Annotated in this window: 13 protein-coding genes; 6 read left to right on the forward strand and 7 right to left on the reverse strand. The window is 65.3% G+C overall.

Annotated elements, in window-relative coordinates; all coding sequences use genetic code 11:
• The first annotated feature begins 266 nt into the window (after positions 1–266).
• Both F4827_RS02470 and F4827_RS02475 read left to right on the forward strand, forming a co-directional pair.
• Positions 267–1253 carry a sterol desaturase family protein gene (locus F4827_RS02470; protein WP_183720060.1) on the forward strand — a complete coding sequence of 329 codons (987 nt, stop codon included), beginning with the start codon at positions 267–269 and terminating at the stop codon, positions 1251–1253.
• A 296-nt stretch (positions 1254–1549) separates the two neighbouring features.
• A complete protein-coding gene (locus tag F4827_RS02475) occupies positions 1550–2896 on the forward strand; it encodes an SGNH/GDSL hydrolase family protein (protein WP_311671900.1) in 1347 nt (448 codons plus the stop codon).
• A gap of 103 nt (positions 2897–2999) precedes the next feature.
• Here the strand turns inward: F4827_RS02475 and F4827_RS02480 are convergent, their stop codons facing one another.
• The 7 genes from F4827_RS02480 to F4827_RS02510 all read right to left on the reverse strand — a co-directional run bounded on the left by F4827_RS02480 (position 3000) and on the right by F4827_RS02510 (position 11702).
• Positions 3000–4046, reverse strand: a complete 1047-nt coding sequence (locus F4827_RS02480) for an L-threonylcarbamoyladenylate synthase (RefSeq protein WP_183720054.1) — start codon at positions 4044–4046, stop codon at positions 3000–3002.
• A gap of 13 nt (positions 4047–4059) precedes the next feature.
• Entirely contained in the window at positions 4060–5277 is a 1218-nt protein-coding gene (locus tag F4827_RS02485; protein WP_183720051.1) for a 5-(carboxyamino)imidazole ribonucleotide synthase, read from the reverse strand.
• A gap of 114 nt (positions 5278–5391) precedes the next feature.
• Complete coding sequence (gene purE / locus F4827_RS02490) at positions 5392–5910, reverse strand: 5-(carboxyamino)imidazole ribonucleotide mutase (RefSeq protein ID WP_167065128.1); 519 nt, start codon at positions 5908–5910, stop codon at positions 5392–5394.
• A gap of 41 nt (positions 5911–5951) precedes the next feature.
• Entirely contained in the window at positions 5952–6842 is an 891-nt protein-coding gene (locus F4827_RS02495) for a phosphoribosylaminoimidazolesuccinocarboxamide synthase (RefSeq protein ID WP_183720048.1), read from the reverse strand.
• A 222-nt stretch (positions 6843–7064) separates the two neighbouring features.
• Entirely contained in the window at positions 7065–8129 is a 1065-nt protein-coding gene (fba, locus tag F4827_RS02500; protein WP_103706355.1) for a class II fructose-bisphosphate aldolase, read from the reverse strand.
• 375 nt (positions 8130–8504) lie between these two features.
• Positions 8505–9941 carry a pyruvate kinase gene (pyk, locus tag F4827_RS02505; protein ID WP_183720045.1) on the reverse strand — a complete coding sequence of 479 codons (1437 nt, stop codon included), beginning with the start codon at positions 9939–9941 and terminating at the stop codon, positions 8505–8507.
• 561 nt (positions 9942–10502) lie between these two features.
• Positions 10503–11702, reverse strand: coding sequence for a phosphoglycerate kinase (locus F4827_RS02510; protein ID WP_183720042.1), 1200 nt, complete (start codon positions 11700–11702; stop codon positions 10503–10505).
• A gap of 667 nt (positions 11703–12369) precedes the next feature.
• Here F4827_RS02510 and F4827_RS02515 point away from each other — a divergent pair.
• The 4 genes from F4827_RS02515 (at position 12370) to F4827_RS02530 (ending at position 15549) form a co-directional block, all read left to right on the forward strand.
• On the forward strand, positions 12370–13290 hold the full coding sequence (locus F4827_RS02515; protein WP_183720039.1) for a branched-chain amino acid transaminase: 921 nt from the start codon (positions 12370–12372) through the stop codon (positions 13288–13290).
• 54 nt (positions 13291–13344) lie between these two features.
• Positions 13345–13539 carry a zinc-finger domain-containing protein gene (locus tag F4827_RS02520; RefSeq protein ID WP_027817860.1) on the forward strand — a complete coding sequence of 65 codons (195 nt, stop codon included), beginning with the start codon at positions 13345–13347 and terminating at the stop codon, positions 13537–13539.
• Between the two features lie 292 nt (positions 13540–13831).
• A complete protein-coding gene (gene waaF / locus F4827_RS02525) occupies positions 13832–14857 on the forward strand; it encodes a lipopolysaccharide heptosyltransferase II (protein ID WP_183720035.1) in 1026 nt (341 codons plus the stop codon).
• A 245-nt stretch (positions 14858–15102) separates the two neighbouring features.
• The gene (locus tag F4827_RS02530; RefSeq protein WP_167065107.1) at positions 15103–15549 is read left to right on the forward strand and encodes a nuclear transport factor 2 family protein; all 447 of its coding nucleotides are present in this window, start codon (positions 15103–15105) and stop codon (positions 15547–15549) included.
• Positions 15550–15614 lie beyond the last annotated feature (65 nt).

Below are 15614 nucleotides of genomic sequence, written 5' to 3' on the forward strand. Positions count from 1 at the left end.
TGCCCATCCGGGCCGCTCGAAGGGCGTGCAAAACCGCCGCGATGGATCGAATCGCGGCGTCTGCCTTCGAAGTTTTCCTCTAGCAAAGCCTCAAGCGTCGCGTGCGTGTCGCGTGTACTCTGACGGGCACAGTCCGAGCAGCGCGACATACAACACCCAGGCGCGCCGGCGTCCGCATCAGACGGACAATAAGACACAACACAACAGAGACAACACCGCCGCGCTGGCAGACCAGCGCCGCCCACGGGACAAGGAGGACGACGTTCGTGCAGTTCGACGCTGAATGGCTGCTGCTCGCGCTCGCGCCCGTGTTCCTCGCCTGCATCGGCTGGGAGGCCTGGCATCTCGCCCGCACGCGCCCCGGCGCCGCCCTCTACAGCTGGCCCGATACGCTTTGCAACGCCGCGCTCGCGCTCATGCATCAAGGCGCCGACAAGCTCGCCTGGCTCGTCGCCATTCCGGTCTATGCGTGGGTTTATCACCATTGGCGCATCGTGAACTGGCAGCCGGGATGGCTCGCATGGCTCGCGTTATTCGTCGCGCAGGATCTGCTCTATTACGTGTTCCACCGCGCGAGCCATCGCGTGCGCTGGCTGTGGGCCGCACACGTCGTCCATCATTCATCGGCACGCCTGAATCTTTCGACCGCGTTTCGCCAGAGCCTCATGTATCCCGTCGCGGGCATGTGGCTTTTCTGGATTCCGCTGGCCGTGCTCGGCTTCCCGCCGATGCAGATCGTCGGCATCGTGCTCGTCAATCTCGGCTTTCAGTTCTTCGTGCACACGCAAGCCATCGGCAAGCTGGGCTGGCTCGAATCCGTGATCAACACGCCGTCGATGCATCGGGTCCACCACGCGCGCAACGACCGCTATATCGACCGCAACTATGCCGGCGTGCTGGCGATCTGGGATCGCCTGTTCGGCAGCTATGTCGAGGAAGACGCGCACGAGCCGCCGGTGTACGGCATCGTCAAGCCGCTCGACAGCCATAACCCGCTCAAGGCGAGTTTTCACGAGTGGATCGACATTGGCCGCGACTGTGCGCGCATGCCCGACTGGCGCACGCGCTTTGCTGCACTGTTCGCGCCGCCGGATTGGTGCGCACGACGGGATGCAATGCGGGATGCAATGCCGGACGCAAGGAAAGACGCATGGAAGGACGCAAAGCCGGGAGAGCAGCGCATGCAGCAAGGAACCCCATTCACGGTGACGGAAAACAACACCGAGGGTGACCTCGGGTCGCGCAAGACCTGAGAGATTGCGTAGGCTGATGGCCACAGCCCGGGGATCGACGCAAAACACAAAAAGCGCTGCGCGGCCGGCAGTGCGGAGCAGTCGGCGTGGACGAAGTATCGCAACATGGCAACGGCGGTCCGGGTCGGGGTTGAAATTGCTGGCCGCCCCGACGACCCGACCGCCGCGCGCCTCAGAACACGGATCTATCCGTACTGGAACGAAGCGGCAACAAGGCAGTGGCAACAGTGGCAACACCCGCCACACACAGAGGAGATGAAGTGAATATGAAGCAACAAGCACCGAGACACCGTACGATGCTGCGCACCACCCAGATCGCCCTCGCGAGCGCGGCTTTCGCGCTCCTCGCCGCCTGTGGCGGCGGCAGCAGCGGCGACAACAATTCGAGCGCCACGCCGCCTTCGGGCACCAAGCTGCAGGTCGTGGCCTTCGGCACCAGCCTGACCGACGCCGGCACCTATTCCGAGCAGATCACGCCGGGCTTCGGCGGCGGCCGCTTCACGACCAACCCGGGCGAAGTCTGGGCGCAGAAGGTCTCCGAATACTTCGGCAATACGCTGAGCCCGGCCTTCGAAGGCGGCTTCGGCCTGCCGCTGACGGCCACGGGCGGTCTCGACTACGCCCAGGGCGGCGCGCTCGTCTTCACCGGCGGCGTGAGCAACACCAGCGCCGCGATTCCGGCCGCCAGCGAGCAGCCGATCACGTGGCAGCTTCAGCAATACCTCGCGCAACACGGCAGCTTCAATGCGAACCAGCTCGTGCTGGTCGAAGGCGGCGCGAACGAAATCCTCGGTCTGGTCGACAACAGCGCGGCAGGTCTGACGGCGTTCGGCAAGGCGCTCGCGGCCAGCTCCTATGCGACGCTGGTGAGCAACACCACGGTCCAGCAGCAGGTGGTCGCCTCGCTCGTCCAGCAAGGCTTCAGCACCGCACAGGCAACGGCGCTCGTGCCCGCCGCCGTGCTGCTGCAGGTCGTCAAGGCCGATACGAACGCCGCGACCGACTTCGCCTCGATCATGCCGATCCTCGAAGCCGCCACGGAACTGTCCAACCTCGTCAACACGCAGATCGCCGGCACCCCCAAGGTGGCCGTCGTGACGGTGCCGGACATCGGCAAGACGCCGGCCGCACTCGCCGTCGACGCCGCCGCGAAGGTCACGCCCGGCTCGACGGGCGCGCCCGACCAGGCGCTCTCGCTCATCACGGCCGCGTACAACCTGACGCTGATCCAGGGTCTGTCGACCTCGATCGCGGCGAAGAAGGTCGTGCTGGTGGATACGTTCTCGTGGCTCGATTCGTCGATCGCCAATGCGGCAAGCCTGGGCTTCAGCACGACCAACACGGGCACGGCGTGCAACCTGACGCTGATGCAGCAGAACGCCACCAACTACGCGCTGGCGCATCCGTCGGTGCTCGGTCTGCCGTCGGGCACGTCGCAGACCGTCATCAACGCCGCTGCGGCCGTGTATGGCGCGCAATTCGCGTCGTCGCTGTTCTGCTCGCCGCAGACGCTCACGAGCGCCGACGCGCCCACGACCTATATGTTCGCGGATCTGGTGCACCCGACCACGGCGCTGCACGCGCAGTTCGCCGCCTACGTCGAGACGCAACTGGCTGCGGCCGGCATCGGCAAGGCGCCGTAATCAGCCTGCTTCTGCCGCACTAAAAGCAAACACCCCACGCGACTTGCGGCCGTGGGGTGTTTTTTCATGCGCGGCGCCCAAGCTGCGAGCGGGCGCGAGCGCCTCAGTCCTGTTGCTGCTCGAACGCCGCCGCCGCGCGGCCCAGCCGGTCGTTCACGGCGATCCATTCGATCGTTTCCGGCAGCTTTTCGATGAGAATGCGCGCGACGTTCGCACGATCGAGCGCGCGCAGCAGACTGTACAGCTCGCGCGCGTAGACCTGCGGCTCTTCCGGCGCGGCCACGAAATGCACGTTCGCCGCACTCGCCCACGCCTGCGCACGCGAAACGCGCGCCACCAGCGCGACCGTCTCGCCCGCATCGCGCGCGGCAGCCAGCATCGGCTCCAGCGCGTCGAACGGCAGCAGCGCCAGCGGCGTGCGCGGCGCGTAATGCGCCTTGAGCGTGCCCGAGGCGCGCGGCGCGGTGGCGTCCGAGCCATCGGGCAGACGCGGCGCTTCGCCCAGCACCCGCGCGATGTCCTGCGGGCTCACATGGCCGGGTCGCAGCAGCGCCGGGAAGCCGCGCGAGAGATCGAGAATGGTCGATTCGATGCCGACGTCGCACGCGCCGCCATCGAGCACATGGACCGCCGCGCCGAACTCGTCGCGCACGTGCTGCGCGGTGGTCGGACTAACGTGACCAAAGCGGTTCGCCGACGGCGCCGCCACGCCGCCATGGCCGCCGCGACGCTGCGAGAACGCCGCCAGCAGCCGCTGCGCGACCGGATGCGACGGGCAGCGCAAGCCCACCGAATCCTGGCCGCCGCTCACCGCATCGGGAATGCGCGCGTGGCGCTTGACGATCAGCGTGAGCGGGCCGGGCCAGAAGGCATCGACGAGTTTCTGCGCCGCCTGCGGCCATTCGGCGGCCCAGTACGTGGGGTCGCCGCCCGGCGGCAGATGCACGATCACCGGATGGTTGGCGGGCCGGCCCTTGGCCGCGTAGATGCGCGCGACCGCGTCGGGCGAGGCCGCGTCGCCGCCCAGACCGTAGACGGTCTCAGTGGGAAACGCGACCAGCTCGCCCGCGTCGAGCAACGCGGCGGCCCGGTCGATGTCGGCATCGCTGACGGGCGGCGCGGCGGCGCCGTTCTGCTGATCGGAAGACATAGTGTGGTCCAACTCAGCTCGTGACGATGTGCAGCAGGCGCGCGCAGTCGCGGGCGGCCGCGCGCGCTTCGTCGAGCGTCGGCGCGGTGAAGTTCACGTGGCCCATCTTGCGGCCTTCGCGCGCCTCTTCCTTGCCGTACAGATGCAGCCGCGCAGCCGGCATCGCCACAACCTGATCCCACGGCGGCGTGACGGGCGCTGCGCCCTTCTGGGCCTTCGCTTCACCGGCGCCTGCCGGGAACCACACATCGCCGAGGATGTTCAGCATCACGGCCGGCGAGTGCTGGCGCGTATCGCCCAGCGGCAGGCCGGTCATCGCGCGCACCTGCTGCTCGAACTGGCTGGTCGCGCACGCGTCGGTCGTGTAGTGGCCTGAGTTGTGCGGACGCGGCGCCATTTCGTTAGCGACCATCGAACCGTCTTCGAGGATGAAGAACTCTACGCACAGCACACCCACGTAGCCCAGCTTCGCGGCGATCTGCAGCGCAGACTGCTGGGCCTGCTGCACGAGCGCGTCGCTCGCGTCCGGCGCGGGCACGATGGTATGCGAGAGCACACCGTTGCGATGGGTGTTCTGCGCGAGCGGATAGACCACGGCCGCGCCGTTCGCGCCGCGCGCGATCAGCGCGCTCACTTCGAACTTGAGCGGCAGGCGCTTTTCCAGCACGCAGGGCACGCCGCCGAGCGACGCATGCGCTTCGCGCACTTCCTCGGCGTTGGTGACGCGGATCTGGCCTTTGCCGTCGTAGCCCATGCGCGCGGTCTTGAGAATCCCGGGCAGGACATCGGCGAGCGTCTTGTCGTCGATGGCGGCGAGCGCCTGCGACGATTCGATCACCACGTGCGGCGCGACCGGCACGCCCGACGACGCGATAAAGCGCTTTTCGGCGATGCGGTCCTGCGCGATCGCCACGCAGCGGCCAGCGGGACTGACGAAGGTGGATCTGGCGAGCGCGTCGAGGCTCGCGGCGGGCACGTTCTCAAATTCGGTCGAGACGGCTGCGCACAGGCGCGCGAGTTCGGTCAGGCCGGCCTCGTCGTCGTAGGCGGCGCAGATGTGGCGGTCGGCCACGGCGCCCGCGGGGCTGCTCGCGTCGGGATCGAGCACGGCGACGCGATAGCCCATCGCCTGGGCAGCAAAACAGAACATGCGGCCGAGCTGGCCGCCACCCACCATGCCCAGCCAGGCGCCGGGCAGGATCGGTGAAACCGGAGAGTTGTCAGGAGTCATCTTCGTGGTCGGTCGCGGCTGGCCGCGGCGCGTGGGAGTGCGTCGCACGGACCAGACCGGGGTTTAACGTCGGCGGGACGCGCACATCGCGAGCGCCCGCGCCGACGGGGGCGCTTACAGCGCCGGCAACACCATCGCATGCGCCGCTTCGTTCTGGCGCACACGGAAAGCCGCAAGCTTGTTCGCGTATTCGGGATCGGTACCGCTGAGCATCGAGACAGCGAAGAGCGCCGCGTTGGCCGCGCCCGCCTCGCCGATGGCGAAGGTCGCGACCGGCACGCCCTTGGGCATCTGCACGATCGAGTGGAGCGAATCCACACCCTTGAGGTACTTGCTGACCGCCGGCACGCCGAGCACCGGCACGGTGGTCTTGGCCGCCAGCATGCCCGGCAGGTGCGCAGCGCCGCCCGCGCCCGCGATGATCGCCCGCAGACCGCGCTCGCGCGCTTTCTCTGCGTACTCGAACATCTCGTCGGGCATGCGGTGCGCCGAAACAACCTTCGCTTCGTACGCCACGCCGAACTCCTGCAGGATCGCGACTGCGTGTTTCATCACATCCCAGTCGGAGCTGGAACCCATCAACACGCCCACGAGAGGCGCTGCGTGCTGGTGGGCCGTCTGAACTTCGCTCATTGTGCTTCCTTCTTCCCTCTAAATACTTGACGCGTGCCCGCTTAGGCGAGCTTTTGACCCGTGAGGCGCTCGAGCGCCTCCTGATACTTGGCCGAGGTCTTTTCGATCACTTCGTCCGGCAGCTTCGGCGCCGGCGGCTCTTTCGCCCAGTCCTGGGTTTCGAGCCAGTCGCGCACGAACTGCTTGTCGAACGACGGCGGGTTCGAGCCCACCTGATACTGGTCGGCGGGCCAGAAACGCGACGAGTCGGCAGTGAGCGCCTCGTCCATCAGGAACAACTGGCCATGGTTGTCCAGACCGAATTCGAACTTGGTGTCGGCGATGATGATGCCGCGCGTGGCGGCGTAATCGGCGGCTTCCTTGTACAGCTTGATCGAGATTTCCTTGATCGTGCGCGAGAGTTCGGTGCCGATGCGGCGCTCCATTTCCTCGTACGTGATGTTCTCGTCGTGATGGCCCATTTCGGCCTTGGCGGCCGGCGTGAAGATCGGCTCGGGCAGCTTTTGGGCGTTTTGCAGGCCTGCGGGCAAATCGACGCCGCACACCGCGCCGGTTGCCTGATAGTCCTTCCAGCCGCTACCGGCCAGATAGCCGCGCACCACGGCTTCGACGAGGATCGGCTCAAGGCGCTTCACCACCACGGCGCGGCCCTTGACCTGTTCGACTTCGTCGGCGGACACGACGGTTTCGGGCGCCACGCCCGTGAGGTGGTTCGGCACGACGTGCTTGAGCTTTTCGAACCAGAAGTCAGCCATCTGGTTGAGCACCTCGCCCTTGCGCGGAATCGGCTCGCCCATAATCACGTCGAATGCCGAGAGGCGGTCGGTCGTGACGATCAGCAGCTTGTCGGTGCCCACGGCATAGTTGTCGCGGACCTTGCCGCGACCGAGAAGCGGCAGCGAGCGGAGCGTGGATTCGTAGAGGGTAGACATCGTCGTGATTCGCTAAAAGAACAATCGAAACGGAAGCGGGACCGGCGCGGAAGGCCGGAATCCAGAAAGTACTGCCAAGGTAAACCGCGAGGGTAAACCAAAAACCGCTAAAAAGCTCATCGCCGTCCCCCCGAAACTGGCGGAAACGGCGACGTTTTCATCTCGCTACGGGTCTCGCGCTCAACGGGCAACCGCCCGCAGATGAAGTCAGATCAGCCGGACTTAGCGCACAATCTGCGCGAGTTCGCCCGACTTGTACTTCTCGGCGATCTTGTCGAGCGAGACCGGCTTGATCTTGCCAGCCTGACCTTCGCAACCGAACGCGAGGAAGCGGTCCACACAGACCTTCTTCGCGGCTTCGCGAGCCGGCTTGAGGTAGTCGCGCGGGTCGAACTTCGACGGGTTCTCGTACATATAGCGACGGATCGCGCCCGTGATGGCCAGACGCAGGTCGGTGTCGATATTGATCTTGCGCACGCCGTGACGAATGCCTTCCTGGATCTCCTCCACCGGCACGCCGTACGTTTCCTTCATATCGCCGCCGAATTCGCGGATTTCAGCCAGCAGTTCCTGCGGCACCGACGACGAACCGTGCATGACCAGGTGCGTGTTCGGGATGCGGGCGTGGATTTCCTTGATGCGCTGGATCGACAGGATGTCGCCCGTGGGCTTCTTGGAGAACTTGTAGGCGCCGTGCGAGGTGCCGATGGCGATGGCCAGCGCGTCGCACTGGGTCAGCTTGACGAAATCGGCGGCCTGCTCCGGATCGGTCAGGAGCTGCTCGCGCGTCATGGTGCCTTCCGCGCCGTGACCGTCTTCCTTGTCTCCCTTCATGGTTTCCAGCGAACCGAGCACGCCCAGTTCCGCTTCGACCGTGACGCCGATCGAGTGCGCCATTTCCACGACCTTGCGCGACACATCGACGTTGTACTCGTACGAAGCAACCGTCTTGCCGTCGGCTTCGAGCGAGCCGTCCATCATCACGCTGGTGAAACCACTGCGGATCGCGGCCATGCAGACGGCCGGCGATTGACCGTGATCCTGGTGCATCACGACCGGGATATGCGGATACGACTCGACCGCTGCTTCGATCAGGTGGCGCAGGAACGGCTCGCCCGCGTACTTACGCGCGCCGGCCGAGGCCTGCATGATCACGGGCGAACCGACCTGGCTGGCCGCTTCCATGATCGCCTGAACCTGTTCGAGGTTGTTCACGTTGAACGCGGGCAGACCGTAGCCGTTTTCGGCCGCGTGGTCGAGCAATTGACGCATTGAAACGAGAGGCATTGTTGCTACTCCTTTGATTTGAAACGAATTGCTTCGTGCCGCCGGCCGTCTTGCGCAGCCGGTCGAGGGCGGCCTGGCGGCCGCCTCCCGCGTGCTCGTCGCGGGCTCAATAGCGTGATTTTATCGCGAAGCGACTGCAATTCCCGCGCCGAAACGCGCAACTGGCATGAAATTGGCGTATCGAAACGTCAAATCCGCGAGAAGATGCAAAAAGGATTGACAGCCCGCGCGGTGCCTCACCTGTGCGCAAGCCGGAAAAGCGGGGATTTACGGCGATTTCACTGCGATCTTGCAGACATTTAGCGCCGATCCGATACCAATTTGATACCAGTCGGCGCTAATGGTGTTAACTCAGAACCGCGTCACCGCACCGGGTTACAAAACGTCGCCGACACGCACGATCTTCAGCGTATTGGTGCCGCCCGGCTGGCCCATCGGCTCGCCCACGGTCAGCACGACCATGTCGCCGCGCGACGCGTAGCCCTTGCTCACCACCACTTCGATGGCTTGCTGAAGCGCCGTGTCACGGTCGCTGCTGGTGTCCAGATGCAGCGGCGTGACATTGCGATAGAGCGACATCGCGCGTTCGCTGCCCTCGCGCGGCGTGAGCGCGAAGATCGGCACATGGGTCCAGTGGCGCGACATCCACAGCGCGGTCGAACCCGATTCCGTCAGCGCGACAATTGCCTTCGCGCCCAGGTGATAGGCCGTGAACAGCGCCCCCATGGCGATCGACTGATCGATGCGCGTGAAGGTGCGGTCGAGGAAATCCTTGTCCAGCTCGGATTGTTCGGACTTTTCGGCTTCGAGGCAGATCGCGGCCATCGCTTCGATGGTCTGCACCGGATACTTGCCCGCCGCCGATTCCGCCGAGAGCATCACGGCGTCCGTGCCGTCGAGCACCGCGTTGGCGACGTCCGAGACTTCGGCGCGCGTGGGCACCGGCGCGTAGATCATCGACTCCATCATCTGCGTGGCGGTGATCACGAGCTTGTTCGACTCGCGCGCCATGCGGATCATGCGCTTTTGCAGCGCGGGAACCGCCGCGTTGCCCACTTCCACGGCCAGGTCGCCGCGCGCGACCATGATGCCGTCCGACGAATCGAGAATTTCCTGCAGCGCCGGAATCGCTTCGGCGCGCTCGATCTTCGCGATCATCTTCGGCTTGATGCCGAACGGTGCGCCCGCGATGTTGGCGAGCTGGCGCGCCATTTCCATGTCGGTGGCGTTCTTGGGGAAGGACACGGCCACGAAGTCCACACCGATCGACATCGCCGTGCGGATATCCTCCATATCCTTCGCGGTCAGGGCCGGCGCCGTGAGGCCGCCGCCCTGACGGTTGATGCCCTTGTTATTGGACAGCTCGCCGCCGATCTTCACGGTCGTGTGAATTTCGCTGCCGATCACGCGCGACACGTCGAGCACGATCAGGCCGTCATTGAGCAACAGCACGTCGCCCGGCTTCAGGTCGCGCGGCAGGTCCTTGTAGTCGAGACCGACGCGCTCGTCGTTGCCGAGTTCGCATTCGGCGTCGAGGATGAAGGGCTGGCCCGGTTCGAGCAGCGTCTTGCCGTTCTCGAACTTGCCGACGCGGATCTTCGGGCCTTGCAGATCGGCCATGATCGCGACTTCACGGCCGGCCTGACGGGCGCACGCCCGCACGTTCTCGGCACGCTGACGGTGATCGTCGGCGGTGCCGTGCGAGAAGTTGAGGCGCACCACGTCCAACCCTGCGTGGATCATTTTCAGCAGGACGTCCGGCGTGCTGGAAGCCGGACCGATGGTGGCGACAATCTTGGTGGCGCGATGCATGAGTCTCCTCGTCTGGATAGGATCGCTGGGAAAACCGTTACTGCGAGAAGTGCTGGCCGGCGGCGCTGCGGGTGCAGTGCGGCCGTAACGCGCACCGGTGATGCCCGGCGTCGCTTTCTTTGACGGCGCCGCGACGGCCGGCGCTACTGGCGCGGCCGGTGCGGCGTTACTTTCATGCGTAATTGCCTGTGCGGATGGCTTTGAAGCGGCCTGCGAAGCCTCGCCGATGGACGTGTCCGTGCGTCCTTCAGCGGCTTGCGGCGTCACCGTTGTCGCGAGCGATTCAGCGGTCGCTGCGCCAGACGGAGTCGATTCAGTTGCCAACCCAGTTGCCGGTTCAGGCGTCAATTCAGTTTCAGTCACCGCGTCGAGAACAGCAACGGCGGTCGCGTCCGCCCGTGCCTCTTCTGACGCGGCTTGCAGGGGCGCACGCCCCTGCTGTGCGGCGGCCTGGGGCGCTGCGCGCCCCTTCTGCTGGGCGGCCCCGGCTGCGGCGCGCTGTTGCGCGTTCGCACGAGGAAGCTTGTTTGTGGCCTTCCCGGCCGGGGCGCGCGGCGCCACTTAGGAAGCCGCCCGGGTTTCGAGCACTTCGACTGCCGGCAGCTTCTTGCCTTCCAGGAACTCCAGGAACGCGCCGCCGCCGGTCGAGATGTAGCTGACCTTGTCCGCGATGTTGTATTTCGCGATGGCCGCGAGCGTGTCGCCGCCGCCTGCGATCGAGAACGCGCCCGAATTCGCGATGGCATCCGCGAGCGTCTTGGTGCCGTTGCCGAACTGGTCGAACTCGAACACGCCAACCGGGCCGTTCCACACGATCGTGCCGGCCTGCGCGAGCTGCGCGGCGAGCGCATTGGCCGTCACCGGGCCGATGTCGAGGATCATATCGTCGTCGGCAACATCGGCGACGTCCTTGGTTTCGGCCTTGGCCGTCGGCGAGAATTCCTTGGCCGTGACCACGTCCGTCGGGATCGGCACCGAAGCGCCACGAGCGCGCGCGGCGTCGATGATCGCGCGGGCGTCGTCGATCAGATCGACTTCAGCCAGCGACTTGCCGATCTTCAGGCCTGCGGCCAGCATGAACGTGTTGGCGATGCCGCCGCCGACGATCAGCTGATCGACCTTTTCGGCCAGCGACTTGAGGATGGTGAGCTTGGTCGAGACCTTGGAGCCTGCGACGATTGCCACCAGCGGACGCTTGGGCGCGCCCAGCGCCTTGCCCAGCGCGTCCAGTTCGGCCGCCAGCAGCGGGCCTGCGCAGGCGATGCCCGCGTATTTGGCGATGCCGTAGGTGGTGGCTTCGGCGCGGTGCGCGGTGCCGAAAGCGTCATTCACGTAGATGTCGCACAACCGGGCCATCTTCTGCGCGAGTTCGTCGGAATTCTTCTTCTCGCCCTTGTTGACGCGGCAGTTTTCGAGCAGCACGACGTTGCCCGGCTCCACGTTCACGCCGTTTTCGACCCAGTTGGCGACCAGCGGCACGTCGCGGCCGAGCAGTTCGGCCAGACGCTTCGCAACCGGTGCGAGCGAGTCTTCGGGTTTGAATTCACCTTCGGTCGGGCGGCCCAGGTGGGACGTGACCATGACAGCCCCGCCCGCATCCAGCGCGGCCTTGATGGCCGGCACGGAAGCGCGCACGCGGGTGTCTTCGGTGATGTTGCCGTGGTCGTCCTGCGGCACGTTCAGGTCGGCGCGGATGAACACCCGCTTGCCTTTGAGCTTGCCTTCGGAGATCAGATCGGAAAGACGCAGAACCTTGTTCATGGACATGTCATCTTGATGGTGGGAAGGCGGTGACAAGGCGATGCAGGTCCGCGGGCCCCGAGGGACGCGTAGGCGTTTCCTCAGGCAGCCAGGGCGGCGAAATGCGCGACGGGCGCGGCGCGGGATCCGCGCGGCTGCCGTCTCCAGGCGCCGGCGCGGGTCGCTTGCTCGGCGCTCGGCACGAGCCGGCATCGAATTGCGAGATCGGTATTTTAGCCGATAGCCAGGATGATCTGAGGCGTGCTTCGGCGAATGTCCCGTATTTGGGAGAACGCTGAGTGCGAAGCTTACGATTGTGCAACGCAGCATGCCCTTTAACGGATTAACGATCAGGCCCGCGGCAGCCGCCGATACAATCGACGGGAGATATCCGCCAATTCGTCCCGGGTCCAGCGCTGATCCCGCGGTAAAGCGCCCCGGACGCCCGCCGCGCGCGCCCGCGAGCGCGCTCGCGCCGCATAAATGACGTTAGAATGATCTTCTTTGCCGAACTCAGGCGCGACGTGCGCCTGGACAGGCGCGCAATGCACGATGAGTCGCGGTTTGGTGCGATTTTCGCCCGATATGCGCGTTATATAGACTTACGCTTTGCGCCGCTTTTTGCCCGGTTTTTGCTCGCTGAATCACCGTTATTCACCGTTTTCACTGCACTCGCCTGGAGAATCGTATGTCAATGGCCGACCGCGACGGCAAGATCTGGATGGACGGCAAGCTGGTGGACTGGCGCGACGCCAACATCCATGTGCTGACCCACACGCTGCATTACGGCATGGGCGTCTTTGAAGGCGTACGCGCCTACAAGACCCCCAACGGGACCGCCATCTTCCGCCTCGCCGAGCATACGAAACGTCTGCTCAATTCGGCCAAGATCTTCCAGATGGACGTGCCGTTCGACGCGAAAACGCTGGCTGACGCCCAGCTCGTAGTCGTGCGCGAGAACAAGCTGGAATCGTGCTACATCCGCCCGATCATCTGGGTCGGCTCGGAAAAGCTCGGCGTGTCGGCGAGGGGCAACACCATTCACGTGGCGATCGCCGCCTGGCCGTGGGGCGCCTATCTGGGCGAAGACGGCCTCGCCAAGGGCATCCGCGTGAAGACCTCGTCGTTCACGCGCCATCATGTGAATGTGTCGATGGTGCGCGCCAAGGCGTCGGGCTGGTACGTGAATTCGATTCTCGCCAACCAGGAAGCCACCGCCGACGGCTACGACGAGGCGCTCCTGCTGGACGTCGACGGCTACGTCTCGGAAGGCTCGGGCGAGAACTTCTTCCTCGTCAACAACGGCAAGCTCTACACGCCGGATCTCGCGTCCTGCCTCGACGGCATCACGCGCGACACGGTCATCACGCTCGCGCGCGACATGAACATCCCCGTGATCGAGAAGCGCATCACGCGCGACGAGGTCTACACCTGCGACGAAGCGTTCTTCACCGGCACCGCCGCCGAAGTCACGCCAATCCGCGAACTGGACAACCGCACTATCGGCTCCGGCTCGCGCGGGCCGATCACGGAGAAGCTGCAATCGGCGTTCTTCGACGTCGTGTCCGGCAAAAACGAGAAATACGCGCACTGGCTCGCCAAGGTCTGAGAACCCGCGCGCCAAGCAATTTTGCGCCCCACTGCTATACAGAGAATCATCCCCATGAGCGAAATCAAGGAAATGCCGCTGGTCGAACTGAAGGCCAAAGACCTGCCGGCGTATTGCCCCAACCCGTCGATGCCGCGCTGGAGCAACCATCCGCGTGTCTTTATCGACGTGACGCATGGGGAAGCCAAGTGCCCGTACTGCAGCACGCGCTACAAGCTCAAGGAAGGCGAGGTCGTACACGGCCACTGATGGCCGGCTCGAAGCGGAGAGCGTGTCCTTTGCATGCTGGAAGACGAGGGCCCGCTTCACCGCTTTGCGGCACTTTCCGCGCTTTAAAATCTGGCGCTTTGACTCCTGGCATCCCGACATTACCGCGTATCGTCAACGTGGTCATTGCGCGGCATGCCGCGTGCTTTGCACAGCTCCCGACGCGCTCCGGCGCGTCTTTTCCTAACCGCGTTTCGCGCGCGCCGTCGCTGGCCCTTCAGCTTGGGGCCGCCCGTGCCCGAAACCTATGCCTTTTTCCGGACTTTGAATCCCGATGCGCCGCGCGCTGGTAATTGCACCGAACTGGATCGGTGACGCACTGATGGCGCAGCCGCTTCTTTCGCGGCTCGTAAAACTGCATCCGCGTATCGAAATCGACGCGATTGCGCCCACCTGGGTCGCGCCCGTGCTTGAGCGCATGCCCGAGATACGCGACGTCTACGCCACCGACCTCGCCCACGGCAAGCTGCAGTTGCTGCGCCGCTGGCAACTGGCGAGCGATCTGCGCGCCGAGCACTACGATGCGGCCTATGTGCTGCCGAATTCGCTCAAATCCGCGCTGATTCCGTGGCTCGCGAACATTCCGTTGCGGATCGGCTATACCGGCGAGAGCCGCTATGGCCTGCTCAACGTGCGCCACGCCAATCCGCCCAAGGACGAGCGTCCGCCGATGGTCAAGCACTACGCCGCGCTCGCCTGGGCGCCCGGCGCCAAGGTGCCCGACGATCTGCCGCTGCCGCGTCTCGAATCGGACCCGAATGAGGCCTCGCGGGTATCCGCGCGCTTCAATCTGGACACGCGCGTGCCGCTGCTGGTGTTCTGCCCCGGCGCGGAGTACGGCCCGGCCAAGCGCTGGCCGCCCGAGCATTTCGCGGCGCTCGCGCGTATGGTCGGCCAGTCGTTCCCCTACACGCAGATCGTCGCGCTGGGCTCGCCCAAGGACGCACCGCTCGCCCAGGCGATCGCCGACCAGGCGCCCAACGTGCGTAATCTGTGTGGCCAGACCGCGCTCGGCGAGGCCTGCGCGCTGATCTCGCGCGCGAGCGCCGTGGTCACCAACGATTCGGGTCTGATGCACGTGGCGGCCGCGCTGCGCCGCCCGCTGGTGGCGCTTTATGGATCGACGGATCCGCGCCACACGCCGCCCTTGTCCGAGCTTGCAAAGGTACAATGGCTGCATCTCGATTGCAGCCCTTGCTTTGCGCGCGAGTGTCCGCTCGGGCATCAGAAGTGCCTGCGCGATCTCAGCGCAGAACAGGTCTTCGACGATTTGCGCGGCATGCTGGTCGCCCAGCGCTGAATTACGTCTGCCCGCTGCCTCCACGTTGCGCACAAGCCACGCTTTGACGTGTCCAGCAACGTGGATGTGCGGCACGCCACCGACGCCGCACCCCGCTTGCGCGCCCAATGATCGAAAGTGCGAGGGAAAGTGCGAGCGAACTCGCCAGGCAAGACGTAGGGAGCGCGCAGGACGCAAGCCAGCCGCGGCATCGCAAACCGAAGCCAACGCCAACCCGCGCGCGAAGCGCATCAGATCAACGAGCCATGCCACGTTTTGCCCACATCTTCGAAGCCGCCGCGGACACTCTCAACGCGTACTACCAGGCCGTCGCGGAGGTCAACGTCGACGCATTGATGGGCCTGTGGATCGACGAGGAGTTCGTTAGCTGCATCACCGCAGAAGGCCCGCACCTGCACGGCCTGGCCGAGATCCGCGCGGGTCTGGCCTCGCAGCTGGAAGCGGCGCCGGTGTCGATCGAGCCGCTCGACATCCGCGTGTACGACAGCCTGGGCACCGTGGTCTACGCGATCGTCGAAGCACACCGCCCGGTCGATCCCAACGCGATCCCGGCGATGGTCTTCACGACCTACGTGATGGTTCACGAACGCGGCGAATGGCGCATCGCGCACATTCACGCGAGCAGGATGCCCGACGATGCAGCGAGCCAGTTCTCGGCCAAGCTGCGCCACGGCCAGGGCGCGCTGCACTGAGGTAAGACGCGCGGGCCGCCCGCATGCGGCTCGGCGTGCAGTTGAATTGAATCGAATAGCAGGAA

It is taken from the genome of Paraburkholderia bannensis (assembly GCF_014200455.1).
GTDB classification, from domain to species: domain Bacteria; phylum Pseudomonadota; class Gammaproteobacteria; order Burkholderiales; family Burkholderiaceae; genus Paraburkholderia; species Paraburkholderia bannensis_A.

Excerpts from the sequence above, each read along its gene's own strand:
- pyk (WP_183720045.1), bottom strand. The coding sequence starts at position 9,941 with ATGCATCGCGCCACCAAGATTGTCGCCACCATCGGTCCGGCTTCCAGC.
- F4827_RS02495 (WP_183720048.1), bottom strand. The coding sequence starts at position 6,842 with ATGTCTACCCTCTACGAATCCACGCTCCGCTCGCTGCCGCTTCTCGGT.
- waaF (WP_183720035.1), top strand. The coding sequence starts at position 13,832 with ATGCGCCGCGCGCTGGTAATTGCACCGAACTGGATCGGTGACGCACTG.
- F4827_RS02475 (WP_311671900.1), top strand. The coding sequence starts at position 1,550 with ATGCTGCGCACCACCCAGATCGCCCTCGCGAGCGCGGCTTTCGCGCTC.
- F4827_RS02510 (WP_183720042.1), bottom strand. The coding sequence starts at position 11,702 with ATGAACAAGGTTCTGCGTCTTTCCGATCTGATCTCCGAAGGCAAGCTC.
- F4827_RS02480 (WP_183720054.1), bottom strand. The coding sequence starts at position 4,046 with ATGTCTTCCGATCAGCAGAACGGCGCCGCCGCGCCGCCCGTCAGCGAT.
- F4827_RS02515 (WP_183720039.1), top strand. The coding sequence starts at position 12,370 with ATGTCAATGGCCGACCGCGACGGCAAGATCTGGATGGACGGCAAGCTG.
- F4827_RS02520 (WP_027817860.1), top strand. The coding sequence starts at position 13,345 with ATGAGCGAAATCAAGGAAATGCCGCTGGTCGAACTGAAGGCCAAAGAC.
- F4827_RS02485 (WP_183720051.1), bottom strand. The coding sequence starts at position 5,277 with ATGACTCCTGACAACTCTCCGGTTTCACCGATCCTGCCCGGCGCCTGG.
- F4827_RS02530 (WP_167065107.1), top strand. The coding sequence starts at position 15,103 with ATGCCACGTTTTGCCCACATCTTCGAAGCCGCCGCGGACACTCTCAAC.
- fba (WP_103706355.1), bottom strand. The coding sequence starts at position 8,129 with ATGCCTCTCGTTTCAATGCGTCAATTGCTCGACCACGCGGCCGAAAAC.
- purE (WP_167065128.1), bottom strand. The coding sequence starts at position 5,910 with ATGAGCGAAGTTCAGACGGCCCACCAGCACGCAGCGCCTCTCGTGGGC.